Here is a 25,529-nt window from a genome sequence, read left to right as displayed (position 1 = left end):
CACTTCATGCCGTGGCCATGACTGCCAGCCCTACCTACGGAGAACTCACCAACAAGGGTGCATCCACCAACATCGCCTGGCATGAGGCCTCGGTGGGCCGCGACGAGCGCTCGAAGCAGCGCGGTCACCGCAGCACCATTCTTTGGTTCACCGGACTGTCCGGCTCCGGCAAGAGCACCCTGGCCAATGCCGTTAACGCGGCTCTGTTTGAGAGGGGACTCGCCACCTACGTGCTGGATGGGGACAACATTCGCCACGGCCTCTGCAAAGACCTGGGCTTTTCCGATGCCGACCGTGAGGAGAACATCCGCCGCATCGGTGAAGTGGCCAAGCTGTTCCTGGATGCGGGCGTGATCGTGCTGACCGCCTTTGTTTCTCCCTTCCGTGCTGACCGGGACAAGGCCCGGGGCCTGGTGAAGGACGGTGACTTCCTCGAGGTGTTCTGCGCAGCTGATCTCGAGGTCTGCGAATCCCGCGATCCCAAAGGTCTGTACGCCAAGGCACGGGCGGGGCAGATCAAGGAATTCACCGGCATCTCGAGCCCCTACGAAGCACCGGAGACGCCCGAGCTCAAGATCGACACCGGCAAGCAGGATCTGGCCGACTCCGTGGAGCTGGTGATCAAAGCGCTCCAGGAGCGTGGGGTGATTCCGGCGGCCTGAGTTCGCCGTCGCCGGCCCGGGCGGCATCCGCCAGGGTCTTGATGCAACTGGCCATAGGCACTGCCAACAGCAGTCCCAGCAACTCACCGAAGCCGAAGATGGCGCCCACCCGAGCACCGATCGGCAGAGAGATCAGCAACCAGGCCGGTTGCAAACCCACGATGCTGCCCATCAGCCGCGGTTGGATCACCTGATCCACGATCTGACCCACCACGATCGCCGCGGCGAGCAGCTCAAGGCCTGTGCGGGGGTCTTGAACCGCCAGCACCGCACTCACCGAAACGATCGACACGGCACTGGCATAGGGCACCAATGTGGTGAAGCCGATCAGCACGGCGAACAAGACGCCGTAGGGAATTTTGAGGGCGGTGAAGACCAGAAGCTGACCACCACTGAGAATCAGTGCCAACACCACCTGGCCGGCGAAATAGCCGCGAAAGGTGCGCTCGAGGGTCGTCTGCACCAGATCTCGCCAACGATCAGGCAGCCAACGGGCCAGGCCATCGACGATCGGATCCGCCCCCAACAGCAGAAAAACCGCCAGCACCAGCACGATCACCACATTGATCGTGGTGCCCACCGTTGCCCCTAACAGGCCCAATAGGCGCTGGCTCAGTTGCGTGGCCAGCCGACTGAACTGGGCCACCAGATCACTACTGAGATCAGCGAAATCTGCAGGCAGGCCATGGTCGAGCACCCAGAGCTGACCTCGATCGATCCACTGCTCTGCCGCCGTGAGCAGAGATGGCGAGGCACTGATCAATTGGCTCAGCTGTTCAATCAGTAGAGGCACTAAGGCCACAGCCGCCCAGACCAGGAGCCCCAGGGTCATCAGGACGACACTGACGATGGCCCAGGCGCGCGGAAGGCCCCGTTGCGCGAGCCAGCGGCAGGGCAAGTCCAACAAAAAGGCGATCAAAGCCGCGGTGAGGAACAGCCCGGGGAATGGGGCGAACTGCACCAGCAAGCGCTTCAACACAAAGGCGTTCAAGCCCAGCAGCGGTAACAGAAGACCAAGTCGCAACCAGGCCGGCCAGGGCGTCATCGAAACGATGACGCGAATCGATCAGTGCTGCTCAAGGGAGGCCGGCTTGGAAGCGGAACTGACGTAATGGCACCAAAAACTGAGCCATACGGCAATCCCGAGGAATTTGAAACCCTCCTCAAAGATCTGCACCGTCTCGTAGGAATTCGGCCACAGCCACTGGAGGGCATCGGTCAGAACCGACAGACCCAACAACACAACGGAAACCAAAAAGGTGTCACCACCGAAGCGCCGCAGTGGCCCACAGAACCGAAACAACAACAGCCCGGTGAAAAAGGCGTAGGTGATGTAGAGGAAGGCCTCGCCGAGTTAGCGGTCATGCACCAAAAACATGTCGTCGAGGCACAGCCAAAGCGAGAAGCCGCCACCACAGAAGGCGAATTGGCGGTTCAGAACGGAGCCTTGGATCTGCCGGGTGGACGCTGCAAATAAGGCAATGGCAGCCGCCGCCATCCAAAGCAGATAGCCCACGCTGGAGAGGAAACCTTCTCCGAGAGGGGCCTTGCAGGACTGGGCCAAATCCCTCAACACCATCTTGGCGCTGATGCCCTCTGAGGCGCTCCAGACCAGGGCGACCGCATAGACGATCGCCGCAGGCACCACCGCCCCAAGCAGCGTGGAACGAACAGGAACATTCATGAATCCATCTGGGAGAGGTAATCCGTGCTGCCGAGAACAACCAAGCGCGCATCCTTGGCCACCACAGCATCGTGGAGGCTGCTGCGGTAGGCCTCAAGTTTCTGGGCCAAGCCAGCATCGGCCACCGAAAGGATCTGGGCCGCCAGCAAGCCAGCGTTGAGGCCCCCACCGATGGCGACGGTGGCCACGGGAATCCCCCCCGGCATCTGCACGATCGAGTGAAGGGAATCGACGCCGGACAGCGCCCGACTTTTCACCGGCACGCCGATCACGGGCAGTGTGGTGAGGGCGGCCACCATGCCGGGGAGATGGGCCGCCCCACCGGCACCGGCGACGATCACCCCAAATCCCTGGTCCCGGGCTGCTTGAGCGAAGTTCACCATCTCCAAAGGGGTGCGGTGGGCCGAGAGCACCCGAACCTCCACCTCCACTCCCAGCTCGCGCAGGATGGCGGCAGCGGGTTCCATGGTGGGCAAGTCAGAGTCACTTCCCATCACAACGGCAACTCGGGGGAGCACTGGCGGCACAACGCAGAGGGGCAAGACTGCCATCGTGTCCCCCCATGGCTGCCCCGGCCAGTGTTGCGTTGATGCACCGGATATCCAACGTTCGTTTGCCGGTTCCCCTGCCTGGGGACGGAGACCAGCGCTACGGCATCGACCTCGACGACCAGGGGCTGATCTGCCGCATCGACGCGATGGGCGCAGAGGCTCAACAGACTGATGAAGACTGGAACGGCGACTGGCTCAGCCCCCGGGGTGTTGACCTGCAGATCAATGGCGGACTGGGGCTGGCCTTCCCGGAACTGAGTGCGGCGGATCTGCCCCGGCTTGAGGAACTGCTCGAGCTGTTGTGGCGCGATGGGGTCGAAGCGATCGCACCAACCCTGGTTACCTGCGGCATCGCACCGCTGCGCCAAGCCCTGGCCATGCTGCGGCAGACGCGGCAGCAACACCGGCCAGGCCGTTGCCGGCTGCTGGGTGCCCATCTGGAGGGTCCTTTCCTGGCGGAGGCCCGCCGCGGTGCCCATCCCCGTGAACACCTGACCAGCCCCAGCCTGGAGGCTCTCGAGGAACGAATCGGCGGGTTCGAAGAAGAGATTGCCCTGGTCACCCTGGCCCCCGAACTGGAGGGGGCCGCTGCGGTGATCGGGCGGCTGCGGGAGCTGGGCATCAACGTGGCCCTGGGGCACAGCGCCGCCACTGCCGAACAGGCCAGCACCGGTTTCGATCAGGGGGTGGCCATGCTCACCCACGCCTTCAATGCCATGCCGGGCTTGCACCACCGGGCACCGGGACCACTGGGGGAAGCCTGCAGGCGCGGGGGGATTGCCCTGGGGCTGATCGCCGATGGCGTGCACGTCCACCCCACGATGGCGGTGCTGTTGCAACGGCTGGCACCGAAGCAGACGGTGCTGGTGAGTGATGCATTGGCCCCCTACGGCCTGGCCGACGGCGAACACCGCTGGGACGAGCGGGTGCTGCTGGTGAAGAACGGCACCTGCCGGCTCGATGACGGCACCCTGGCGGGAGTCACCCTGCCGCAACTGGAGGGGGTGAAGCGGCTGGCCCGCTGGAGTAACAGCCCCAGCGCTGCAATCTGGAGCGCCACGGTGGCACCGAGGCGGGTGATTGGCGATGCAACGGGGTGCCTGGACGCCCTGATCGGAAGGCCACTGACGCAGCTGCTGCGCTGGCACCAGCAGGAGGGTGAGCTGCACTGGGCCTGCGCTGCTTAGGATCCCGCCGACGCAAACCCTTCCGCCATGGCCCCCGATCAGCTGCTGGAGCAGAAACAGGCCGAGAAGAAGGAGGTGAAGGGCTATTTCGAAACCACAGGCTTCGACCGCTGGAACCGCATCTACAGCGACAGCGACGACGTGAACAAGGTGCAGCGCAACATCCGCATCGGTCACCAAAAAACCGTTGATGAGGTGCTGGCCTGGATTACGGAAAGCGGTGAACTCAGCCAGGCGAGCTTCTGCGATGCCGGCTGCGGTGTGGGCAGCCTGAGCCTTCCGCTGGCGGCCATGGGCGCTGGATCCATCAACGCCAGTGACATTTCCGAGGCCATGGCCCGGGAAGCGGAGCGCCGGGCCCGCGAGGCCGGCCTCGACATGGCCAAGCTGAACTTCTTCGCCAGTGACCTGGAAAGTCTGAGCGGCTCCTTCCACACGGTGTGCTGCCTGGATGTGTTCATCCACTACCCCCAGCAACCGGCTGAGGAGATGGTGAAACACCTCTGCAGCCTCACCGAAGAGCGCCTGATTGTGAGCTTTGCGCCCTACACCCCGCTGCTGGCGCTGCTGAAGGGCATTGGCCAACTGTTCCCCGGCCCGAGCAAAACCACCCGGGCCTACACGCTCAAAGAAGACGGCATCGTCAAAGCGGCAGAAGCCTGCGGCTTCAAGCTGGTGCGCCGCAGCCTGAACAAGGCCCCCTTCTACTTCTCGCGCTTGATCGAGTTCCGCAAAGCCTGATCTCCCTCACTTGGGGGATCCACCTGGAGTGTTGTCTCCCCCAAGTGAGGGAGACCCGAAAGCCGCCAGGCATGCAGCCGGTAGCCGCCATCCCCGGGGGTTGCTGTTGCTGTGATCTCGCGATTGCGGAGATACAGCGGATCCCCCAGCAGCGGACTACCCAGCTGCGCCAGATGAATCCGGATCTGATGCGGCCGGCCGGTGGTGATTGTCACTTGCAAGCGATCGCCCTCAGCCGTGCGCTCCAACAGCTCCAGCTCGGAGCGGGCTGAGAGCCGTTTGCGGATCGGCTCATCGTCGAGCGGTTCCGGCCCCCAGATCCAACCCAAGAGCGGATGCGGCCGTTGCACCACATCACTGCTCACCGTCAAGCACTGGCCCAGCTCCAACCCTGGCACCCGATAGCTCCAGGCCTGATACACCTTGCGGCAACCGCCTTCGGGCCGGAATTGCTTGGACCAGAGGGCTCGCGTTTGCGGCGTGCGGGCACACACCTGCAGGCCGGAGGTGAAGCGCCCCAGGCGGTGCACCGGCCGGGCACCGGTGGGCTCAAGCAAGGCCGTGAGCGTGTGGCACAGGAAGCCACCACCAGGCATCACCGGCAAGCCGGAGGGCTTGTTGATCACCAACAGGTCGCCGTCGTCGTGGAGCATCTCCCATTGATCCGGGATCGCCTCCTCTAGCCAGGGCGGACGCCGCCAACAGAGGGTGTCCCCCCCCTGCAGTGCTCTATCACCGGTGAGCAATGCGCCGTTCCAATCCAGCTCACCAGCCGCAATTCGCTGCTGCCACACCAACCCATCGGAGTGGCGGTAGCGGTCTGCAAGCCAATCGCTCACCGAGGTGCCGGCATCGGCCCGCGGCACCTTGTCGCGATAGGTCCAGCCATCATTGAGCGCGGCCGGCTTCAAGTCACCAGACGGTGCTCCAGGGCGTAGCGCACCAGTTCCGTGCGGCTGGAGGTACCCGTCTTGTTGAACAGACGGCTCACGTACTTCTCGACATTGCGGATCGAGGTCTCCAGCTGACGGGCAATCTCCTTGTTCATCAGGCCCTCAGCCACCAGCTGGAGCACACTCGCCTCCCGCGGCGTGAAGCTGTGCACCACAGGCTCTGTGGAGGGCAGCGCTTCCGCCTGGGCGAGCAACGAACGAATCTCGGTGATCTGCTTGGCCATCTGGCCCATATCGGTATCGGCGAAGCGCGCTGCTTCCTGCAACAGCCGTTGCTGGCGCTGGGCCACGTTGCGCACCCGCGCCACCAGCTCATCGGGGTCGAAGGGCTTGGGGATGTAGTCATCCACCCCGGCCAGATAACCCTGGGTGCGGTCCGCCGTCATGCCCTTGGCGGTGAGGAAGATCACCGGAGTGCCGCCGAGCCGTTCATCGGCGCGCAACTTCTGCAGCAAGCCATAGCCATCCAGCCGCGGCATCATCACGTCGCTGATCACCACATCCGGCAACATCTGCTGGGCCTTGCTGAACCCCTCTTCCCCGTCCACCGCAGTGGTCACGTCAAAGCCTTCGTCTTCCAGGTAGGCCTGCACCGCCGTGCGCAGACCGGGCTCGTCGTCCACGAGCAACAGGCGCGGGGCGGGCGCCGCGGCCTCTGCGGATTCAGCGGTGGGAGTAGGCGCGTCGCTCATGGCCGGAATCGCTCTTGTCGCAATGTATGGAGCACGCGCTCAACGGGCCAGTGCGGGTAACTGCTCCTGCTGTTCGGGAATCAGGGTGGAAAAGCCCAGATCCAGGGCCTTTTGCCGCAACATGGCAGGGTCGGTTCCCGCCACCTCCGGCACGCAGGCCGCCCACCACACCAGGTGATCTTCCCGGTTGACATCAGTGATGGGACCACCGGGATTGAGGGTGCGCACGTAAACCGCCATCGGGGTGCGTTTCACCCGCACAGGCTTGGTGGTGGAGCAGTTGACGCTCTCGACATAGACGTTTAGATCCGACGCCGACTCCTCCCACAAGCTGTAGCTGCGGGTATCGGGATTCGACGAAACTGGCTTGACCCCATAAATCCCGATCGAAAGGATGCCAACAGGGGCCGGGCGTTCGATCAGCACCTTGAGATCAGCTGGCCGCGATTGCCGCATCTGCTCCAGCACCTGCTCACGATCGAAACTACTCACGGGCTGTGCCCAGATCAGCCCCCCCAAGCCCAGCAGAGCCATCGGCATTCGCAGACCCATGCCAGTGCTGTTCGCAATACAGCACCATGATCGCAACATCTGCCTGAATCGTCCTGAGCGGCTCGGCTCTCGCCTTTGATTTCCAGGCCACCACCCCCTGTGCGGCCGAGGTGGTGCAGGCGATGGCGCCTTTTTGGAGTACGGATTGGGGCAATCCCTCCAGCCGGCAGCATCGGCTCGGCCTGAGCGCCTCAGCAGCAGTGAAGCTGGCGCGGCGCCAGCTGGCGGAGGCGGTGGGGGTGAACCCGGAGCGGCTGGTGTTCACCAGCGGCGCCACCGAAGCCAACAACCTGGCCCTGTTGGGCCATGCCCGCGCCCTAGGCAGGGCTCATCTGATCAGCGTGGCCACCGAACACCACGCCGTGCTCGATCCGCTAAAGCAACTGCAACGAGAAGGGTTCAACGTCACCCTGCTGGACCCGGGCCCCGATGGACTGATCAGCCCAGAGCAGCTGGAGGCGGCGATCACCCCCGAGACGCGGCTGGTGAGCGTGATGGCGGCCAACAACGAAATCGGCGTGCTTCAGCCGCTCGAGCAGCTGGGGGCTCTCTGCCAGGCCCACGGCATCACTCTGCATAGCGACGGGGCCCAGGCCTTCGGAACGCTGCAGCTGAACCCTGATGCCCTGGGGGTTGACCTGCTCAGCCTCAGTGCTCACAAGCTCTACGGCCCTAAGGGCATCGGCGCCCTGGTGCTGCGGGAGGGCATCGCCATCGAACCGCTGCAGTGGGGGGGCGGCCAGGAAGCGGGGCTCCGGGCCGGCACCCTGCCCACTGCCTTGATCGTGGGCTTTGCCGCAGCAGCCCGCCTGGCAATGCAGGAGCAGGAGCAGCGCAACGGCCGGCTTGAGCATTTACGCAATCAGCTTTGGGAAGGCCTGCAGCAAGACCTCCCCGGCGTGCTGCTCAATGGAGCCCTACAGCCGCGCCTGCCCCACAACCTCAACATCAGCCTGCCTGGAGTGAACGGCAGCCGCCTGCACCGGGCCCTGCGCCCGCAACTGGCCTGCAGCAGTGGCTCCGCCTGCAGCAACGGAGCGCCATCCCATGTACTACTTGCGATCGGTCGCTCGCGCGCTGAAGCCGAAGCCTCCCTGCGGCTGAGCCTGGGGCGCGAGACCACAGCCGCGGAAGTTGATCAAGCCATTGCCGCGATCACCGACGCCGCTGCTGCCGCCGGGCTCCTCAGCGGTCGCTAAGCAAGGGCCAAACGCTGGGCCACCCGCCATTTGGCACTACGGCTGCGGGGGTTGGCCTCTTCCTCCTGCTCAGTCGCCACCACCGGCTTGCGGGTGATCCGTTGCAAGCGCTCATCGCGCAGGAAGGCGGTTTTGACGCGGCGGTCTTCCAGGGAGTGAAAACTGATGATCCCCAGCAGGCCCTCGGGCTCAAGCCAGTCAGGGGCCTGCAGCAGCAGGCGATCCAGCACCCCCAGCTCATCGTTCACGGCAATCCGAAGGGCCTGAAAGGTGCGGGTGGCGGGGTGAATCCGCCCCCGCCGCGCCTTGGGGGGATAGCAACCGGCCACGGCGTAGGCCAAGGCCGCGGTGCCGTCATAGGAGCCCTTGTCTTTGAGATCGGCTTTGATCCGCCGGGCGATGCGGCGGGAGAGCCGCTCTTCCCCGTAGCCATAGATCAGATCCGCCAGCGCGTTCTCCTCAAGGCGATCAATCAACTCAGCCGCAGTCTCCCCCTCACCGCTGGCATTCATCCGCATGTCCAGGGGACCATCCAGGCGAAAACTGAAGCCCCGCTCCGCCACATCCAACTGCGGGCTGCTCACCCCCAGATCCGCCAGCACCATCACGGCGGGCTCTGGCGGCACATAGTCGGCAAAGTTGGTGGCCACAATCGAGACCCGATCGCCGAAGGGGGCCAGACGCTCCGCCGCCGCTGCCCGGGCCGTGGCGTCCTGATCCAAACCAATCAAGCGAAGGCCGGAATGCTGTTCCAGCAACAGGGCGCTGTGGCCGCCACCACCGAGGGTGGCATCGATCAACAAGCCATCCGGACGGGGGGTCTGCCGGGCCGCGTCCAGCACCGCATCGGCCAGCACGGGTACATGGCTGAAGGGGGGCACAAGCCACAGGCGAAGACTCCTTAAGATCTACACATCGATCGGACCACCGCTCCCATGACGCAGCTGGAAACGCGCACGGAGCCCATGGTGGTGAACTTCGGGCCCCACCACCCCTCCATGCACGGGGTGCTGCGGCTTGTCGTCACCCTCGATGGTGAGGACGTGGTCGACTGTGAACCGGTGATCGGTTACCTCCATCGCGGCATGGAGAAGATCGCTGAGAACCGCACGAACGTGATGTTCGTGCCCTACGTGAGCCGCATGGACTACGCGGCGGGGATGTTCTATGAGGCGATCGTGGTGAACGCCCCGGAAAAACTGGCGAATATCCCTGTCCCCAAGCGGGCGAGCTACATCCGGGTGCTGATGCTGGAGCTCAACCGCATCGCCAATCACCTGCTCTGGCTTGGACCCTTCCTGGCGGACGTTGGAGCCCAGACGCCGTTCTTCTACATCTTCCGCGAGCGGGAGATGATCTACGACCTCTGGGAAGCCGCCACTGGTCAAAGGCTGATCAACAACAACTATTTCCGCATCGGCGGCGTCGCCGCTGATCTGCCCTGGGGATGGCTTGAGAAGTGCCGTGATTTCTGCGACTGGTTCGGCCCCAAGATCGATGAATACGAAAAGCTGATCACCAACAACCCGATTTTCCGGCGCCGAATTGAAGGTTTGGGAACGATCGAGAAGGAAGACGCCATCAACTGGAGCCTCTCCGGCCCGATGCTGCGCGCCTCTGGTGTGCCCTGGGATCTACGCAAGGTGGATCACTACGAGTGCTACGACGACTTCGACTGGCAGGTCGCCTGTGAGAAGGAAGGCGACTGCTATGCCCGCTATCGCGTGCGCATCGAAGAAATGCGCCAGTCACTCAAGATCCTGCGCCAAGCCTGCGACATGATTCCCGGCGGCCCTACCGAAAACCTCGAAGCCAAGCGCCTCAACGAAGGCAAGGGCAGCGACGCTGCTGGTTTCGATTTCCAGTACGTGGCCAAAAAAGTGGCTCCCACCTTTAAGATCCCCAATGGCGAGCTCTACACCAGGTTGGAGTCTGGCAAGGGTGAGATCGGCGTGTTCATCCAGGGCAACAACGACGTCACCCCCTGGCGCTTCAAGATCCGCGCTGCCGACAGCAACAACCTGCAGATCCTTCCCCACATCCTCAAGGGACACAAGGTGGCCGACATCATGGCCATCCTCGGTTCCATCGACGTGATCATGGGATCGGTGGATCGCTGATCTCTGAACCGTTTTCTGCGGCGGTTGTAACGCACGGGCTACCTGCTGCCCGTGACTTTCACTGGTGGGTTGTGGCTCAAGGGACTGCATCCAGGCCTTCCCGGCCTGGGCTATCCGTTGCGTGCCCTCACCTGCGTTCCTTGACCCACCTGCTTTCTGACCCGCGCGACGGGGGCAGCACTCACCGGTGATCTGAGCGGATCGCTGCAATGGCATCTGTTTGGCCCCATTGCCGCCCTGGGGCTTGTGCTCTGGAGTGTGCTGGCGCTCCAGCAACGGCGTCTCATCCCGAAGGGCCTTCCCTTCTGGCCCCTGCCGATGGTGGCTGGAGCGTTAATCAGCTACTGGCTGCTGCGCCTGAGCGCCAACAGATGGCCCAGTGCCGAATCACTACTGCCGATGATCGCCGACACCACCGGGATGTGATGCAGGAAGGCCTGCCAGGCCTTCTGGACGGACGGGGGCTCGAAGGCGATGGCGCGGCCATGCTTGGGGCGAAATTTCTGTCAGGGTGACAATCGGCACCGGCTCTAACAACACATCGCCATGACCTCTGCCCCCTGGCTGGAGCTGAGCCGAACCGTGCGCTTTAGCGACACGGATGCCGCTGGCGTGATGCACTTTCAGCAGCTGCTGGGCTGGTGCCACCAGGCCTGGGAGGAAAGCCTGGAGCAGTTTGGGTTACCAGCGGGTTCAGTCTTCCCTGGCGGCCGCGGAGAGCAACCGAGCGTGGCCTTGCCGATCGTGCACTGCCATGCCGATTTCCGCGTCCCGGTGCAGGTGGGCGACAAGCTGCTGATCCGCCTGGAACCAAAACGGCTTGATCCCAGCAGCCTTGCGGTGAACAGCCAGGTGCTGCTGGAGGACAAGCTTGTCGCCACAGGCTGCCTGCGCCATGTGGCCATCGACGTCAACACCCGGCGCCGCTGTGCTCTGCCCGATGGCGTGGACCGTTGGCTAGAGGCGTCAAGCCTCGGCCACATCCAACCGCTCTAACCACTCCCGCCAGCGCTGGCGCTGCCATTTCCCCAGCGCCGAGGGCGCCAAGTCGGGGCATACGACCCAACGCCGAGGCGTCTCCGCCGGTGACCAGGACAGTGTGAGGGCTTCAAGCCGCGGCAACACCGCAGCGTCCATGCTGCCGACGAGGGCCACCAACCGCTGTCCCCACTCAGGATCATCCACACCGAGCAACAGCACGGCGCTCACCGGGAGTGATTCCGCCTGAATCGGGGTCATCAAACGCTCCTCCAGCTGCTCGGGAAACACGGTTTCTCCGCCGGAGTGAATGGCACCATCGATCCGGCCCGCAATCTGGAGGCCTGGGGTCAACATGGCCCGATCCCCGGAGCGCCACCAGCCATCAGCATCCCTGAGCGGTTCCCACCGATCGGGCTGATCCGCCCACCAACGGCCCAGGGCCAACCGATCAGTGCGCACCTGAAGCGCCCCATCAGCGGCCAGCCGCAGCTCCACATCCATGAGCGGGTCGCCACACCCCGGCTCGCCGGCCAAGAAGCGGTCTGGTGGCAATGCCGTCACCATCGCCGCCGTCTCCGTTGACCCATAACAAGGCGCCAGCGGCAGCTGCAACGCCCGAGCCTGATCCGCCAACGGAGGCGGAAGGGCAGCGCCACCGATCCAAATCAGCTGCAGCTGCTGCAGGAAGGCCACCCCGTCGGGATGGGCCAGCAGACGCGCCAGCTGCGTGGGCACCAACGACAGCAATGCAGAGGTCGTCCGCCAGGCAGGCAGGCCCTGGCAGAACGCAAGCAATTCGGTGGGGGTTTTCATCAACCCCGGCGCCAGTGGCTGATGCCCCGCGCCCCAACAGCCGGCGCGCCACCAAGGCATCAGACCACTCACATGGGTGTGAGGCAGTGCATTGAGCAGCAGAGTGGCGGCGGGGTCAAGGCCGATCCCCGTCAACCAATGGGCGGTGGCTGCGGCCGAACGGTCGAGATGCAGCGACGGCTGGGCGCAGCAACGGCTGCCGCCACTGCTGCCACCACTACGCACCAGCACACCCGGGCCTGGCGGCAGTTGATCGATGGGGGCAGCATCCGCCTCCGGCGCCAGGGGCACCCACTGCCCCGCCGCCAGCCTCTGCTCCAGCCGCTCGAACTCGCTCATGCTGCTGCGGCCCAGACCTGTTCTGAATCCGTGGAGAACAAGGGCCCCGATGGCGTCCAGCCGGGGGCCAGGCCCGGTGCCGTCGGCGTAGGCCCCTGGGCCTGAAGCCCGGCTAGATGCTCCAACCAACGCCGACCGATGCCGGTTTCAAACGCCGTGCTCAGCATCCGTTGGGGGATCCCCGCTTGCAGCTCCCGCAACAGCAGGCGGGGATCCCCCTCCAGCGCAGGCCGCCGCACCTGCCAGCCGCTCCAGCTGCGGCACAGCTCCGGGTGCTGGTCGAGCGATTCATCGAGGGCCACCGGCCCCAGCACCGCCAACTGCTCCAGGCCAGCTTGATCTTTCACCGCCAGCGGCTGCTCCAACCAATCCAGGCGCGGGTCATCGCACAACCGCTGCATCCAGGCCTGGGCCGTGCTGCGGTCCCAGCCGCCGTTGGCATCCAGCCGCAACCGGGCCGTGGTGGGCAGCCGCTGAAGCAGCTGCTCGAGCAGCTGACGTTCGAGGGGATCGGGCTCCGTCGCTACCTTCCACTTAAAGGTGCGCTCCTCAAGGCCACCCGCCGATGCTGCCGCAGCCTCCAGAGCCGCAAGCATGGCCTCGCCAGCAGGCAACAAAAGCGCAGGGGCAGGCGCCCTCAGCCATCCCTGGGGCGAAGCAGCACCCACCACACCTTGCAGCTCCGCCAGCGCCGCCCCCAGACCAAAACCCAGTGCCCCCGGCACCTCCTGCAGCAGGGCCTCCAACTGAGCCTGAGGAAACTCGTCTCGCAGCGAGGCGAGAGCGTGCTCACAGGCCGTGAACTGATGCCGCTGAAGCGGAGCCGCTTCGCCCCAGCCCACGGCCCCCTGATCACCCTGCAGCCGCAGCAACCAACCAGAGCGCTCCTGCAGCACGCCGGCTGCCGTGCGCAGCGGCTGCAGCAGGGCAAAGCGGAAGCGGCGACGCTGCAGCCGGAGCGTCATCCGCCCGTCCAGAAGCGAGCCAGCGCCAGACCTGCACTCAGCCCCAGACCATTCCAGCCCTGGAAGCGCAAGGCCAGAAACTTGCTGCCGCTGATCAGCTCCGGCCGATCGTGGTGGCGCTGGAGCAGACGCATCAGCTGCACCCCGGCAGGAAGACCAAGAGCGCTCAACAACACCGTCGGAGGCCAGTCCCCATGCAGCACGGGCACCCACTCCAGCGCCAGCGTCATGGCCACAAACCAGGGCACCAGCCCCGCCGCCCGAGCCGTGCCCAGACGCACCACCGGCGAACGTTTGCCGTGGGCGGCGTCCTCCTCCACCTGATGGAAGTGGGAGCAGAACAACACCAGGGTGGTCGCCAGAGCGGGGCCTGCCCCCAACATCCACGCGGTGCCCCAAGCAATCGATGCTGCCCCCCTGGGCTGCAGGACCAACAGAGCCGCTGCGGTGGCGAAGGGCCCAAAGGCCAGCCAGCACAGGGGCTCGCCCAGGCCGCGGTAACCCAGACGGAATGGAGGGCCCTGGTACACGTAACCCAGGCCGCAGCACACCAGCACCAGTGCCAACACCGCCCAGCTGCTGTTCCAAGCCACCCCCCCCATCAACAGCAACCCCAGCATCAGCGCGGCGGTCGCCCCCTGGGCGACACGGTCCCGGCGGCCGATGAGGTTCACCACGGAATGGGGCTTGCCGGTGGCATCCACCCCCGTGGCCGCATCAAAAACATCGTTGCTGAGGTTTTCCCAGAGCAACAACAAAATCGCCGCCAGCAAAAAGCCCCCCAACTGCAGCCATCGCAGAGAGCCCACCACCCCGAACTGCCATCCAGCGGCGACCAGCACTGGCATCACGGCGACGGAATACATCGGCCACTTGATCGCTGCCTTCCACAAACGGCGCCGATCGGCGTAACGGGATGCGACAGCCTGCGGCTCAGACATGGACAGGACCCGTTCCCGCAGGGCGAAGACCCATACATTTGAGCAGTAACCCTGGCCGGAAACGCCGCGGATGTCGGCTGATTGTTGTTTCAGCACCCTCCTCTCCGCTGCCCAGCGGGGATGGTTGGCCTGTGACGGCGATGAAGCGCTGCTGAGCCTGGCCCTGCCGATCGAAGGGATCGACCCGCTTCTTGCCCTGCCGCAGCTGGCGGAACAGGAAAGTTTGCAGGTGCTGTGGGACAGCGCCCCGGGCCTCTGCCTGGCCGCTGCAGGGCCCTGCCAGGAATTGGAGCTGGCGGGCAGTCGTCGCTTTGAGCAGGCCCAGCGCTTCGCCGACCTCTGCCTGAGCCGCTTGCACGACACGGCAGCGGACAGCCCAGCCCATGCGCGGCCTCGGGTGCTGCTGCGTTTCCGCTTCTTCGATCAGGTGAGTGAACGCCGCCGCAGTGAAGCGGTGGTGCCATCGGTGCAGGCGGTGCTGCCTCGATGGCAGCTGAGCCGTCAGGGACGCCGCGGCTGGCTGCGGCTGAATGGGGTCGTGAGCAGTGCAGCGGACTGCCGCGAGCTGGCGGAACAGCTTTGGCTCAAGCACGAACAGCTGGTCAAGAAGCCAGCCACGCCAACCCCGCTCAAGCCCCAGGCGATGGTGGCGGCAACGGAACCGGAAACCTGGCGGCAGCGCTACGCCGCAGCCCTCACCCGCGGCATTGATCTGGTCAACGACGACGAGCTGCACAAACTGGTGCTGGCAGTGCGACATCGCATTATTCTGGCCGAAACCTTCAACCCCCTGCCGCTGTTGAAACGACTGCGGCGGCAGCAGGCCGGCAGCTGCCGCTTCCTCTGGCAGCGCCATGCCGGAGATGCCTTTTTTGGTGCATCTCCGGAACGGCTGCTCAGCCTGCGGGCCGGTTGGCTGCGCAGCGATGCCCTGGCCGGCACGGCGGGGCAAGGGGATTCCGGGGCTCAGCTGCTGCGCTCCGACAAGGACCGCCGCGAACACCAATTGGTGGTGGAAACCATCACCGACCAACTGCGCCGCAACGGCTTGACCCCTCGCCACCGCCGGCAACCCCAACTAGCCCGGCACGGCAATCTCACCCACCTGCACACCCCGATCACGGCGGAAACCCACGGTCAGCCGGTGCTGGCCCTGGCTGAACAGCTGCACCCCACCCCCGCCGTTGCCGGCTTACCACGACGCGACGCGATGGCCTGGTTGCGCACCCTCGAACCCTTCGAACGGGGAAGTTACGCAGCGCCGATCGGCTGGATCGACAGCGCCGGTGATGGGGAACTGCGGGTGGCAATCCGCTGCGGTCATGCCCGGGGCTGCGAGCTGGACCTCACCGCCGGAGCAGGCCTGGTGCGGGGATCCGTTGCCGAGCGCGAGCTGCAGGAAGTGGGACTGAAGCTGGCCGTTCTGGCGGACCAGCTGGAACTTCAGACCAGCGCGCGCAACCGCTCAATCGTCTGATCCGCCAGGGGCTGGTTCATCAGCCGCTCCACTTCCCGCACACCGGTGGGGCTGGTGACGTTTATTTCGCTGAGCATGCCGCCGATCACATCGATACCGACGAAGAACAATCCCTCGGCCCGCAGCGCTGGGGCCAGAGCAGCACAGATCTGACGTTCCCGCTCCGTGAGTTCCGTGGCCTCCGCCTGGCCACCCACAGCCAAGTTGCTGCGGAACTCACCAGCTGATGGGCGCCGGTTGATCGCCCCCAGGGGATCGCCGTCCACCAGCAGGATGCGCTTGTCGCCCTCGCTCACGGACGGCAGAAAAGCCTGGGCCATCACCGGCAAGCGTTCCTGCTCCGTCACCAACTCCAGCAGGGCCTTCAAGCCCGGCGACTGACCGTTGACCCGAATCACCCCCAGGCCGGCACGGCCCCCCAAGGGTTTAAGCACGATCTCCTGCTGCTCCTGGGCAAACAACAGCAGCTCAGACACCCGCCCCGCAACCAGCGTGGGGGCCATCCAACGGCTGAAGCGCAACGCCCCCAACTTTTCATTCCAGCTGCGCAACGCACTGGGGCGATTGAGCACCCGCACCCCGGCCCGCTCCGCCACCTCCAGCAGATGGGTGGCGTATAGATACGCCTCATCCACCGGCGGATCCTTGCGCATCCAAATCACGTCAAACCCAGCCAGGGCCTGACGTTCGGCCATCCCAACCGTGATCCAGGGCTCCGGGGTCACCGGCAGGGCAATCACTAGGGGTTCATCACCCCGAGCAATCAGATCAGAGGGCGTGCAGGCCCACACCTCATCGCCGGCCCGACAGGCGGCCTGCATGAGCGCAACAGAGGAATCCTTGGCTGGATTGATCTGCCCCAGCGGATCCAGAACAAACAGCTGGCGCATCGATCAGGCCTTCAGCAGCGCATCAAGCTCAGCGGCGCGCTCCAAAGCATGGAGGTCGTCACAGCCACCGATGTGGCGATCGTCGATGTAAATCTGAGGAACGCTGCGGCGACCATCGCCCCTGGCCGCCATGGCATCGCGGCCAGGCTCATCGCCATCCACGCTGTATTCGGTGTAGCTCACCCCCTTGCGATCCAAGAGCCCCTTGGCGCGGACGCAGAACGGGCAAGTTTGCCAGGTGTAGATCTCAACCTTGGCCATTGCGTTGATGATGCCGGTGGTCGGATCCTATGCAGCAACTGCGCTGATAGCGTCAGAGGCTGATCAGGATCGAGTCTTTGCTGGATCTCACCGACTTCAAACGCGACCTTTCCGAGCTCACTGACCGCCTGGGCAATGCCCAGGACTGTCTTTGACGTCCCTGCACTGAACGCAAGGCAACAGGATCTCGAACAACTCGCGGCCCAGCCCGATTTCTGGGATGACCAGCAGAACGCCCAGAAGCAGATGCGGCGTCTGGATGAGGTGAAAGCCCAGCTGTCTCAGCTGGCCGGATGGCGCGGTGCAGTCGATGACGCCCAGGCCACCCTTGAGCTCTATGAGCTGGAGCCCGATGAGGACCTGCTGCAGGAAGCCCAGAACGGCCTGAACCAGTTACGCCAAGGGCTGGACCGCTGGGAGCTGGAACGCCTGCTCAGCGGCGAATACGACAAAGAGGGTGCCGTCCTCAGCATCAATGCAGGGGCCGGCGGCACAGACGCCCAGGACTGGGCTCAGATGCTGCTGCGCATGTACACCCGCTGGGCGGAAGACCGCGGCATGAAGGTGACCGTGGACGAACTCTCCGAAGGGGAAGAAGCCGGAATCAAGAGCTGCACGATCGAGATCGAAGGGCGCTACGCCTACGGCTACCTGCGCAACGAGAAAGGGACCCATCGCCTGGTGCGCATCTCACCGTTCAACGCCAACGACAAGCGCCAGACCAGCTTTGCCGGTGTGGAGGTTATGCCCAAGCTCGAGGAGGACCTCAAGCTAGACATTCCAGAAAAGGACCTGGAAATCACCACCAGCCGCTCGGGCGGCGCCGGTGGCCAGAACGTGAACAAGGTGGAAACAGCTGTGCGCATCCTGCACATTCCCACCGGGCTGTTTGTGCGCTGCACCCAGGAGCGCTCCCAGCTCCAGAACAAGGAGAAGGCGATGGCGTTGCTGATGGCCAAATTGCTGGTAATCGCCCAGGAGCAACGGGCGGCCGAAATCGCCGACATCCGCGGCGACATCGTTGAAGCGGCCTGGGGCAACCAGATCCGCAACTACGTCTTTCAGCCATACCAAATGGTGAAAGACCTCCGCACCAATGAAGAAACTAACGATGTGCAAGCCGTGATGGATGGGGCCCTCGACCCATTTATCGACGCCTCTTTGCGCCAGGGTGTCGATAGCCCCGGCGCCGACGCCGATTCCTGATCCCATGGCCACCGAGAGCACACCACCGCCGAGCTTCGTTAAACAGGCCATGCGCAACATGGTGCGCAAGGGCAGCAAGAGCCTGTTTCACTTCGGTCTCACCGCCATGGGATTACTCGGCTTCATCACCCTCGTGGCATGGCTAGGGCGTCCGACACTGCCGGGGTAGGCATGGAGCTCGACCTTGCGCTGGAGCAGGAGGGGGTGGCGCTGGAACCCTCCGACAGTGCCGACCTGCTCGATGAGACGGTATGGCTCCAGCAGCTGGAGCATTGGCTGAACAGACTTTTCGGGGATGAGAGCCTCGACTGCCCAACCCTGGTGCGCGCGGCGGAAGAGCTAAGCCTGGGGCTGCGCTTCACCGATGACGCCAACATCGCGGATTTGAACAGCACCTGGCGCCAGAAAACTGGCCCCACGGATGTGTTGTCGTTTGCCGCCCTCGACGATGCCGGTGACTGGATGAAAGGGCCCAGCATCGAACTGGGAGACATTGTCGTTTCCCTGGAAACGGCCCGACGTCAGGCCCAGGAACAGGGGCACAGCCTGCAGCGGGAATTGCGCTGGCTGGTGAGCCATGGCCTGCTGCACCTGCTGGGCTGGGACCATCCCGATGACGACAGCCGTGCCGCGATGCTGGCCCTGCAAGAAAGGCTTCTTGGGGATGGGTGGTCTGGAGAACCCAGGTAATCTTCCAAAAGCGGGCATGTGCCCTGCGGAGTCCGAGTTCCGTTCCGATGACCACCGAATCGCCCCGGAGACCACCCGCAGACGCAGCTTCTGAAGAAGTGGCCATGGTGCCCAACGCCATGCGACGACGGGGCAGCTGGCGCATCGCCGGTGATCTGCCGTCGAGTTTTCGCTACGCCGCCCAAGGCCTTGGCTACGCCTTCCTCACCCAGCGCAACTTCCGCATCCATGTGGTGACGGGCCTGGTGGTGTTTGGCATGGCCACCTGGCTGCAACTGGATCTAATCCGCCTGGCCGTGCTGGTGCTTACGGTGGCTGCCGTTCTGGTATTGGAGCTGCTGAACACTGCGATGGAAGCGGTAGTGGATCTGGCCATTGGCCGGCGTTATCACCCCTTGGCCCGCATCGCCAAAGACTGTGCTGCTGCCGCCGTGCTCACGGCCGCCATCAGCTCCTTGCTGATCGCTCTGTTCCTCCTGCTTCCGCCGCTTTTGCTCCGCCTGGGGCTCTAACTCCCGATTCGCAGATGCTGCTGGTCATCGACAACTACGACAGCTTCACCTTCAACCTGGTGCAGTATTTCGGTGAACTCGCTGCCCAGCATCCCGTGGCAGCCGATCTGCAGGTGCATCGCAACGACGCCATCAGCCTCAAGCAGATCCGCGCCCTGAAGCCCGACGCGATCCTGCTCTCTCCAGGGCCCGGCGACCCGGATCAATCCGGCGTCTGCCTCGAGATCCTCAAGGAGCTTTCAGCCACCGTGCCCACCCTGGGGGTGTGCCTGGGCCATCAGGCCATCGCCCAGGTGTACGGCGGCCGGGTGGTGCGCGCCCAGCAGCAGATGCACGGCAAGACCTCACCGGTGCTGCACAAGGGCGACGGCGTGTTCGCGGGACTGCCCCAACCGCTGACGGCCACCCGTTACCACTCCCTAATCGCCGAACGCGACACCCTGCCGGACTGTCTCGAGGTGACCGCCTGGCTCGAGGACGGCACGATCATGGGCCTGCGGCATCGGGAGCATCACCACCTGCAGGGGGTGCAGTTCCACCCCGAAAGCGTGCTCACCGATCAAGGCCACCAACTGCTGGCCAATTTCCTGCGGGAAGCCGAGGTATAACGCTGTTAGCGTCCGAAACACGTTCGACCCCGCCCATGTCCGTCCTGCGTTCCGCCGTGACCGCCGCTGCAGGCCTGGCACTCAGCCTCACGTCTCCTGCCATGGCGGGCGGTGGAGTATCGATCAGCAGCTATGGGCAACGGGCCCTGCTGATCCAGGGGGGCGGCCAGTCGGTGCTGCTCAACCCCTACAAGGCAGTGGGTTGCGCTGCGGGGCTTCCTGAACCCCGGCTAACGGCCGGCGTTGTTCTGGCCAACTCCGAACTCGCCGATGAAGGAGCCCGGGATGTGGCCGGCGGCCGCTTTCTCGCCCAACCCGGGTCGTATCGCATCGGCGGACTGAGCCTGGAGGGCTTTGCCAATCCCCACGACCGAATGGGCGGACGCCGCTTTGGCAATGCCACCCTCTGGCGATGGCAGCAGGGGGGCCTCAGCTTTGCCCATCTCGGTGCAACCGCAGGTGAGCTCACGGCCGCCGACCGGGTGCTACTGGGCAACCCCGATATGCTGATCATCGGCGTGGGTGGCGGCAGCAAGATCTACGACGCCGAAGAAGCTGCGGCGGTGGTAAAGCAGTTGAACCCCAAACGCGTCATCCCGGTGCAGTACGTCACCGGCGATGCGCCTGATGGATGTGACCAAGAGGGCGTGCAGCCCTTTCTCGACGCCATGGGTGGCACCGCCGTACGCCAAGTGGGCCGGTCGCAAACCCTGCCCGGCCGCCTCGACGACACCACCGTGATCACGGTGATGCAGTGATCAGCGCATCCAGCTGATTTCTGTCCCAACCCGCCAGCACAGCCAACAGCAACAACACCCTTGCTTTCTGGGGATTCAGGCTGCCTGCGGGCAGCAACCCAAGCCGTTCGTCCTCGGCATGGCGATGCACGGGTCCAGACCCGCAACGATTGGCCCGCAGCATCAACGGTCGTGGGCCAGCCCACGCCTCCAACACTCGGCATTCGCCAACCGACAGCTGACCCGCACCGGTACCCGTGAACACCAGGCCTGCAACACGGGAAGTGAGACAGGTGCTGAGCAGGAGCGGCTCGGGGTCCACACACCCGTAAACGATCGGCACCTCGGGCCATTGCTCCGGTAAATCGAAATAAGCGAAGGGCACCTGCCGAGGTCCACTCACACTTGTCAGATGAATGCCAACGTCGTCCACCCAACCCAACGGCCCGCTATCGGGACTGGCAAAGGCCCCCACCCCCTGGGTGGCCAGCTTGGTGACCCGCTGGGCGGCATGGACCTGGCCATCCATCACCACCAGCACGCCGTGGCCGCGCGCTTCGTGGCTCAAGGCCACCTGCACCGCATGCAACAAATTGAGGGGGCCATCGGCACTGAGGGCCGTGGCCGGCCGCATCGCCCCCACCAGCACCACCGGCCTGGGGTCGTCGATCAACAGCTGCAACAACCAGGCGGTTTCCTCCAGCGTGTTGGTGCCATGGGTGATCACCACCCCAGCCAGCTCAGGGTCCGCCGCGAAGGCATCACGGATGCGCCCCACCAGCGCTCGCCAATGCGCAAACAACAGGTCGGCGCTGTCGACATTGGCGATCTGCTCAACACTGATCGTCGCCAAGTCCTGCAGCTGCGGCACCGCCGCCAGCAGGGCATCACCCCCCAGCACACCCGCGGTGTAGTAGTTCGACGTTGCACTGTCGGCCGCACAGCCGGCGATGGTGCCGCCGGTGGCCAGCAGCAGCAGGCGGTTCATTGCTCCAAGGGGAGGAAGGCCTCCATGAAGCGCTGCATCTGGCTGGTGGTGCCAATGCTCACCCGAAAACAGCCGTCAATCAGGGGCTTGCCTGTCATCGAACGCACCAGGATTCCCCCTTCACGTAACGCCGCATCCACCTCCGCCACAGGGCGCTGGGGCCAGATCAGCAGATAGTTGCCGCCATCACAGTGATGCCGAACCCCCGCGTCCTGCAGCGCCTGCAACGTCCAATCGCGAGCCCGCAGCACCTCGGCCACATAGGCATCTACATACGACTGATCCGCCAAAGCGGCGAACGCCGCGGCCACGGCCACGCTGTTGACGTCGTAGGGCCCCGTGACGCGGCTCACCCGATCGACCACATCGGCATGGCCGATGGCAAAGCCGATGCGCAAACCCGCCAAACCAGCTGTTTTGGCCAGGGAGCGGAACACCAGCAGGTTCGGGGTGGCCGTGAAATCAACGCTCGGCAGCACGCTGTCTCCGGTGAAGGCCTCATACAGCTCATCCACCACCACCAAGGTTCCCGAGGCCGAAGCCGCCAGGGCTATCACCTCTTCTGCCGCCAAGCGTGTGCCGGTGGGATTGTTCGGATTGCAGATCAACAGCAACCGCGGCGTACGAGCGGCCAATGCCTCCTGAATGGCCGCGAGGGGAAAGTCAAACGTCTCGCCTTGGTAGGGGATCGCCTCGATCGCCATGCCCTGCATCCCGGCGCAAGGGGTGTAGTACCCGAAGGTGGGCGCTGTGGTCAGCAACGTCTTACCAGCATCGCCATAGGCCTGAAACACCGCATGGATGGCGGCATCCACACCGTTGAACAGGCCCACCTGATCAGGAGTCAATCCCGGCTGGCAGCCGGTTTCCACCAGGTTCTGAAGCAACGCTTCCCGCAGGCCGTCGTACTCCGGATAAACGGCAATTTCTTCGGTGCTGAAGTTGCGCAGCGCCTGGGCCACCAGGGGGCTGGGGCCAATGGTGTTTTCGTTGAAATCCAGCCGCAGCATCTGGCGGCGGCCCTCCAGCGGAGCGCTGTAGGCCTTGAGCTGCTCAACAGCGGCGCGGGCCACTGGAGCACCATCAGGTGTGAACGGTTGGATGTTGTCGCTCACATTCGGTCCAGGGTGGGAATGCCCAGCAGTCCGAGCCCCAGTCTGAGGGTGTCGGCCGTTAAACGACAAAGAGCGAGGCGGGATGCCAGCGCTTCAGGATCGGCCTTAAGCACCGGCACCTGGTCGTAGAAGCGGTTGAACACCTGGCTGAGCTCGAACAGGTAGCTGCACAACCGGTTGGGCAGCAGCTCTGCCTCCACCTCAGCGATCACGGCGTCGAACTTGAGCAGTTCCCGCACCAGGGCCCACTCCTGGAGCTCGCTGAACTGCAGTCGTGCACTGGTGGCCGCAAGGTCGCCCCCCTTGCGGGCGATGCCGGCGATGCGCACCACGGCATAGAGCAGATAGGGCGCGGTGTTGCCCTGCAGCGCCAGCATCCGGTCGAAGGAGAACTGGTAATTGGTGATCCGGTTCTGGCTGAGGTCGGCGTATTTCACCGCTGCCAAACCCACGGTGCCTGCCACATGCTGGATGAACTGCTCCGACTCGCTGCGCTCCTCCTCGTTCAGGCGTGATCGCAGATCGGTCTCGGCGCGCTCGACGGCTTCATCGAGCAAATCCCGCAGACGCACGGTGTCACCCGCGCGGGTCTTGAGTTTCTTGCCGTCCTCCCCCTGCACCAGGCCAAAGGGCACGTGCTCGAGGCGCGCACCGTCCGGGATCCAACCGGCCCGTTCCGCCACCTGGAACACCCCGGCGAAATGGTTCGCCTGGCCGGCATCGGTGACATAAACCACGCGCCGGGCACCATCTCCCTCTGGAGCCGCCCCAAAGCGGTAGCGGATGGCCGCCAGATCGGTGGTGGCGTAGTTGAAGCCGCCGTCGCTCTTCTGCACAATCACAGGCAGGGGCTTGCCGTCCTTGCCCTGCACACCCTCGAGGAACACGCACTGGGCACCGTCGTCGGTGACCAGCAGTTCGGCGACCTTCAAGCCATCAATCACCGCTGGCAGAAAGGGGTTGTAGAAGGATTCACCTCGTTCGCTCAGGCGGATGTCGAGCCGGTCGTAGATCTTCTGAAACTCTCGCCGCGACTGATCGCAGAGCAGGCCCCAGGCCTTGAGCGACACCGGATCGCCCCCCTGCAGCTTCACCACCTCATCGCGGGAGGTGAATTGAAAGGCTTCATCGTCATCGAAGCGCTTCTTGGCCTCGCGGTAGAAAGCCACGAGGTCTCCCAGATCCACCGCATCGGCGGTCTTCAGGGCTTCCGGCGCCACCTGCTTGAGATGGGTAATGAGCATGCCGAACTGGGTGCCCCAGTCGCCCACGTGATTGAGCCGCAGCACCGGATGGCCGCGGAACTCCAGCACCCGCGCCAGCGAGTCGCCAATGATCGTGGAGCGCAGATGCCCCACATGCATCTCCTTGGCGATGTTGGGGCTGGAAAAATCCACCACCACCGGCGCCGCGTTGCTGACCGCCGGGACGCCGAGCCGCTCGTCCCCCAGCCGGGCCGACACCTCAGCCGCCAGCCGCTCAGGGCGGATCGTGAGGTTGATGAAACCAGGCCCAGCGATCTGGGGCTCCAGGCACAGATCTGTGAAGGCGGGATCGGCCTGCAGCTGCTCCACGATCGCAGTGGCGATCTGGCGGGGGGCCTGCTTCAAGGGCTTGGCCAGGGGCAGCGCACCGTTGGCCTGGAAGTCGCCGAATTCAGGCTTGCTGGCAGGAGCCAGCTGGGGGTCCAGCCCCGCATCAGCCTCAGGGAAGGCCCGTTGCATCGCCGCCCGCAGCTGGGCATCCAGGGACTGGGACAGGCTGAGCATGGGCAGTGCGTGGCCGGGGGAATCCGGCTCTGATCATCCCTCTTCAGGTGAAACGCATGCTCAGGTCCAACCAGCGGCTGCGGGTGACCGGCGCACTGGTGGAGATCAGATCGATGCCCGTGGCGGCGTAGGCCTGCAACTGCTCGGGCTGAATGCCGGAGGCCTCCAACACCACCCCACGATCGCTGCAATTCCGTAGACGCGGCACCAGCTGCGTGAGCTGCTCGGGGCTGAACTCATCAAGGAGTACTCCGTTGGCGCCCGCCTGCACCGCTTCGGTGGCCTGGGCCTCCGTCTCCGCTTCCACAATCACGGCCGTTGGCCAGGGAGCCTGATCGCGCACAGCCGCGATGGCCGCCGTGATGCCCCCAGCCCAGGCGATGTGGTTCTCCTTAAGCATGGCCGCGTCATCCAGCCCCATGCGGTGGTTAAAGCCGCCGCCGCAGCGGACTGCGTATTTCTCAACAAGACGCAGCCCAGGCGTGGTCTTGCGGGTATCGGCCAGACGCACACCCGTGCCCTGCAGCTGAGCCACCAACTCAGCGGTGGCGGTGGCAATGCCCGAGAGGCGCATGGCCAGGTTCAAGGCGGTGCGTTCTCCCGCTACCAGGGCCGTGGTCGGACCCTCCAGTTCAAGCAGGCAGTCCCCGGCCTCGACGGCGTCGCCGTCATGCCGCAGCAAACGAATGCTCACCCCAGGATCCAGCAGCTGAAACAAGTGCTTCACCAATGGGCCACCGCAGAAGCGGCCAGGCTGTTTGGCAACCCAATGGGCCTGACCCTGCTGGCCCTGCAAGGCAGCCGCCGTCAGATCGCCACGACCGATGTCTTCTGCCAGCCAGGCCTCTAACGCAGCGGTGAGTGCAGGGGATTGCCAGTCCAAACCGTTCAAAACA

Annotated in this window: 31 protein-coding genes and 1 pseudogene; 15 read left to right on the top strand and 17 right to left on the bottom strand. The window is 64.6% G+C overall.

Annotated elements, in window-relative coordinates; all coding sequences use genetic code 11:
* Nucleotides 1-17 precede the first annotated feature (17 nt).
* Nucleotides 18-662, top strand: coding sequence for an adenylyl-sulfate kinase (gene cysC / locus FZX09_RS05820; RefSeq protein ID WP_226400996.1), 645 nt, complete (start codon nt 18-20; stop codon nt 660-662).
* Here the strand turns inward: cysC and FZX09_RS05815 are convergent.
* The 4 genes from FZX09_RS05815 to purE are packed head-to-tail and all read right to left on the bottom strand — an operon-like array spanning nt 622 to nt 2,897.
* Nucleotides 622-1,707 carry an AI-2E family transporter gene (locus FZX09_RS05815; protein WP_226400995.1) on the bottom strand — a complete coding sequence of 362 codons (1,086 nt, stop codon included), beginning with the start codon at nt 1,705-1,707 and terminating at the stop codon, nt 622-624. The two genes, cysC and FZX09_RS05815, sit on opposite strands and share 41 nt — an antisense overlap.
* 21 nt (nt 1,708-1,728) lie before the next feature.
* Nucleotides 1,729-1,965: a hypothetical protein gene (locus FZX09_RS05810; RefSeq protein ID WP_226400994.1), complete on the bottom strand. Its 237-nt coding sequence runs from the start codon at nt 1,963-1,965 to the stop codon at nt 1,729-1,731.
* A 51-nt stretch (nt 1,966-2,016) separates the two neighbouring features.
* Nucleotides 2,017-2,346, bottom strand: coding sequence for a hypothetical protein (locus tag FZX09_RS05805; protein ID WP_226400992.1), 330 nt, complete (start codon nt 2,344-2,346; stop codon nt 2,017-2,019).
* Nucleotides 2,343-2,897 carry a 5-(carboxyamino)imidazole ribonucleotide mutase gene (gene purE, locus FZX09_RS05800; protein ID WP_226400990.1) on the bottom strand — a complete coding sequence of 185 codons (555 nt, stop codon included), beginning with the start codon at nt 2,895-2,897 and terminating at the stop codon, nt 2,343-2,345. The genes FZX09_RS05805 and purE overlap by 4 nt, the downstream gene beginning before the upstream one ends.
* An 11-nt stretch (nt 2,898-2,908) precedes the next feature.
* On the opposite strand from purE, the gene FZX09_RS05795 reads away from it, so the two are divergent.
* Nucleotides 2,909-4,084: an N-acetylglucosamine-6-phosphate deacetylase gene (locus FZX09_RS05795; protein ID WP_226400988.1), complete on the top strand. Its 1,176-nt coding sequence runs from the start codon at nt 2,909-2,911 to the stop codon at nt 4,082-4,084.
* A 27-nt stretch (nt 4,085-4,111) separates the two neighbouring features.
* Complete coding sequence (bchM, locus tag FZX09_RS05790; protein WP_226400986.1) at nt 4,112-4,825, top strand: magnesium protoporphyrin IX methyltransferase; 714 nt, start codon at nt 4,112-4,114, stop codon at nt 4,823-4,825.
* Here the strand turns inward: bchM and FZX09_RS05785 are convergent.
* From FZX09_RS05785 to FZX09_RS05775, 3 genes are read right to left on the bottom strand one after another with little or no spacing between them, the layout of a single operon-like run.
* Nucleotides 4,789-5,736, bottom strand: coding sequence for an RNA pseudouridine synthase (locus FZX09_RS05785; RefSeq protein ID WP_226400984.1), 948 nt, complete (start codon nt 5,734-5,736; stop codon nt 4,789-4,791). The genes bchM and FZX09_RS05785 overlap by 37 nt on opposite strands.
* Complete coding sequence (locus FZX09_RS05780; protein ID WP_226400982.1) at nt 5,733-6,470, bottom strand: response regulator transcription factor; 738 nt, start codon at nt 6,468-6,470, stop codon at nt 5,733-5,735. Before FZX09_RS05780 ends, FZX09_RS05785 begins: the two co-directional genes overlap by 4 nt.
* Before the next feature lie 39 nt (nt 6,471-6,509).
* Nucleotides 6,510-7,022, bottom strand: a complete 513-nt coding sequence (locus FZX09_RS05775; protein ID WP_226400980.1) for a hypothetical protein — start codon at nt 7,020-7,022, stop codon at nt 6,510-6,512.
* A gap of 122 nt (nt 7,023-7,144) precedes the next feature.
* Here FZX09_RS05775 and FZX09_RS05770 point away from each other — a divergent pair, with 122 nt between their 5' ends.
* Nucleotides 7,145-8,221 carry a cysteine desulfurase family protein gene (locus FZX09_RS05770; protein WP_370624195.1) on the top strand — a complete coding sequence of 359 codons (1,077 nt, stop codon included), beginning with the start codon at nt 7,145-7,147 and terminating at the stop codon, nt 8,219-8,221.
* On the opposite strand, the gene rsmH is transcribed toward FZX09_RS05770, so the two are convergent.
* Nucleotides 8,218-9,102 carry a 16S rRNA (cytosine(1402)-N(4))-methyltransferase RsmH gene (gene rsmH / locus FZX09_RS05765; protein WP_226400978.1) on the bottom strand — a complete coding sequence of 295 codons (885 nt, stop codon included), beginning with the start codon at nt 9,100-9,102 and terminating at the stop codon, nt 8,218-8,220. The two genes, FZX09_RS05770 and rsmH, sit on opposite strands and share 4 nt — an antisense overlap.
* A 54-nt stretch (nt 9,103-9,156) precedes the next feature.
* Here rsmH and FZX09_RS05760 point away from each other — a divergent pair, with 54 nt between their 5' ends.
* The 4 genes and pseudogenes from FZX09_RS05760 (at nt 9,157) to FZX09_RS05745 (ending at nt 11,337) form a co-directional block, all read left to right on the top strand.
* A complete protein-coding gene (locus tag FZX09_RS05760; RefSeq protein ID WP_226400976.1) occupies nt 9,157-10,341 on the top strand; it encodes an NAD(P)H-quinone oxidoreductase subunit H in 1,185 nt (394 codons plus the stop codon).
* Nucleotides 10,342-10,497: 156 nt separating this feature from the next.
* Nucleotides 10,498-10,545 (top strand): annotated as a pseudogene (locus tag FZX09_RS12040) (hypothetical protein); the annotation flags it as partial.
* Between the two features lie 5 nt (nt 10,546-10,550).
* A complete protein-coding gene (locus tag FZX09_RS05750; protein WP_226400974.1) occupies nt 10,551-10,856 on the top strand; it encodes a hypothetical protein in 306 nt (101 codons plus the stop codon).
* A 31-nt stretch (nt 10,857-10,887) separates the two neighbouring features.
* On the top strand, nt 10,888-11,337 hold the full coding sequence (locus FZX09_RS05745) for a thioesterase family protein (protein ID WP_226400969.1): 450 nt from the start codon (nt 10,888-10,890) through the stop codon (nt 11,335-11,337).
* Here the strand turns inward: FZX09_RS05745 and FZX09_RS05740 are convergent.
* From FZX09_RS05740 to menA, 3 genes are read right to left on the bottom strand one after another with little or no spacing between them, the layout of a single operon-like run.
* On the bottom strand, nt 11,308-12,474 hold the full coding sequence (locus FZX09_RS05740) for an AMP-binding protein (protein WP_226400967.1): 1,167 nt from the start codon (nt 12,472-12,474) through the stop codon (nt 11,308-11,310). The genes FZX09_RS05745 and FZX09_RS05740 overlap by 30 nt on opposite strands.
* Entirely contained in the window at nt 12,471-13,439 is a 969-nt protein-coding gene (gene menC, locus FZX09_RS05735; RefSeq protein ID WP_226400965.1) for an o-succinylbenzoate synthase, read from the bottom strand. Before menC ends, FZX09_RS05740 begins: the two co-directional genes overlap by 4 nt.
* Nucleotides 13,436-14,380, bottom strand: a complete 945-nt coding sequence (gene menA, locus FZX09_RS05730) for a 2-carboxy-1,4-naphthoquinone phytyltransferase (protein WP_226401128.1) — start codon at nt 14,378-14,380, stop codon at nt 13,436-13,438. The genes menC and menA overlap by 4 nt, the downstream gene beginning before the upstream one ends.
* Before the next feature lie 70 nt (nt 14,381-14,450).
* On the opposite strand from menA, the gene FZX09_RS05725 reads away from it, so the two are divergent.
* Nucleotides 14,451-15,857: an isochorismate synthase MenF gene (locus FZX09_RS05725; protein ID WP_226400963.1), complete on the top strand. Its 1,407-nt coding sequence runs from the start codon at nt 14,451-14,453 to the stop codon at nt 15,855-15,857.
* On the opposite strand, the gene gshB is transcribed toward FZX09_RS05725, so the two are convergent.
* A complete protein-coding gene (gene gshB / locus FZX09_RS05720; RefSeq protein WP_226400961.1) occupies nt 15,824-16,747 on the bottom strand; it encodes a glutathione synthase in 924 nt (307 codons plus the stop codon). The two genes, FZX09_RS05725 and gshB, sit on opposite strands and share 34 nt — an antisense overlap.
* Nucleotides 16,748-16,750: 3 nt before the next feature.
* A complete protein-coding gene (gene grxC, locus FZX09_RS05715) occupies nt 16,751-17,008 on the bottom strand; it encodes a glutaredoxin 3 (RefSeq protein WP_226400959.1) in 258 nt (85 codons plus the stop codon).
* Nucleotides 17,009-17,085: 77 nt separating this feature from the next.
* Between grxC and prfB the strand changes: the two genes are divergently transcribed.
* The 6 genes from prfB to FZX09_RS05685 all read left to right on the top strand — a co-directional run bounded on the left by prfB (nt 17,086) and on the right by FZX09_RS05685 (nt 20,782).
* Nucleotides 17,086-18,214 (top strand): peptide chain release factor 2 gene (gene prfB / locus FZX09_RS05710; RefSeq protein WP_226400957.1). Its coding sequence is split into 2 segments (ribosomal slippage): nt 17,086-17,160 and nt 17,162-18,214, totalling 1,128 coding nucleotides; the frame shifts between segments, so codons are not numbered across the junction.
* Between the two features lie 4 nt (nt 18,215-18,218).
* Nucleotides 18,219-18,383 (top strand): DUF3285 domain-containing protein, encoded by a 165-nt coding sequence (locus FZX09_RS05705; protein ID WP_226400945.1) that lies wholly within the window; start codon nt 18,219-18,221, stop codon nt 18,381-18,383.
* Between the two features lie 2 nt (nt 18,384-18,385).
* On the top strand, nt 18,386-18,904 hold the full coding sequence (ybeY, locus tag FZX09_RS05700) for an rRNA maturation RNase YbeY (protein ID WP_226400943.1): 519 nt from the start codon (nt 18,386-18,388) through the stop codon (nt 18,902-18,904).
* A gap of 104 nt (nt 18,905-19,008) precedes the next feature.
* Nucleotides 19,009-19,416, top strand: a complete 408-nt coding sequence (locus tag FZX09_RS05695) for a diacylglycerol kinase family protein (RefSeq protein ID WP_226401126.1) — start codon at nt 19,009-19,011, stop codon at nt 19,414-19,416.
* A gap of 14 nt (nt 19,417-19,430) precedes the next feature.
* A complete protein-coding gene (locus FZX09_RS05690; RefSeq protein WP_226400940.1) occupies nt 19,431-20,024 on the top strand; it encodes an aminodeoxychorismate/anthranilate synthase component II in 594 nt (197 codons plus the stop codon).
* A gap of 35 nt (nt 20,025-20,059) precedes the next feature.
* Nucleotides 20,060-20,782 (top strand): MBL fold metallo-hydrolase, encoded by a 723-nt coding sequence (locus FZX09_RS05685; protein ID WP_226400938.1) that lies wholly within the window; start codon nt 20,060-20,062, stop codon nt 20,780-20,782.
* Here the strand turns inward: FZX09_RS05685 and FZX09_RS05680 are convergent.
* The 4 genes from FZX09_RS05680 to nadC are packed head-to-tail and all read right to left on the bottom strand — an operon-like array spanning nt 20,766 to nt 25,516.
* A complete protein-coding gene (locus tag FZX09_RS05680) occupies nt 20,766-21,749 on the bottom strand; it encodes an asparaginase (protein WP_226400936.1) in 984 nt (327 codons plus the stop codon). The genes FZX09_RS05685 and FZX09_RS05680 overlap by 17 nt on opposite strands.
* On the bottom strand, nt 21,746-22,864 hold the full coding sequence (locus FZX09_RS05675; RefSeq protein WP_226400934.1) for a histidinol-phosphate transaminase: 1,119 nt from the start codon (nt 22,862-22,864) through the stop codon (nt 21,746-21,748). The genes FZX09_RS05680 and FZX09_RS05675 overlap by 4 nt, the downstream gene beginning before the upstream one ends.
* Entirely contained in the window at nt 22,861-24,633 is a 1,773-nt protein-coding gene (gene argS / locus FZX09_RS05670; RefSeq protein ID WP_226400932.1) for an arginine--tRNA ligase, read from the bottom strand. The genes FZX09_RS05675 and argS overlap by 4 nt, the downstream gene beginning before the upstream one ends.
* 43 nt (nt 24,634-24,676) lie before the next feature.
* Nucleotides 24,677-25,516: a carboxylating nicotinate-nucleotide diphosphorylase gene (nadC, locus tag FZX09_RS05665; protein WP_226401124.1), complete on the bottom strand. Its 840-nt coding sequence runs from the start codon at nt 25,514-25,516 to the stop codon at nt 24,677-24,679.
* Between the last annotated feature and the right edge of the window lie 13 nt (nt 25,517-25,529).

Source organism: Synechococcus sp. MU1643 (assembly GCF_020514095.1).
Lineage (GTDB): Bacteria > Cyanobacteriota > Cyanobacteriia > PCC-6307 > Cyanobiaceae > Parasynechococcus.
The sequence above is the reverse complement of the archived record's forward strand: the minus strand, read 5'-3'. Positions and strand labels throughout refer to the sequence as shown.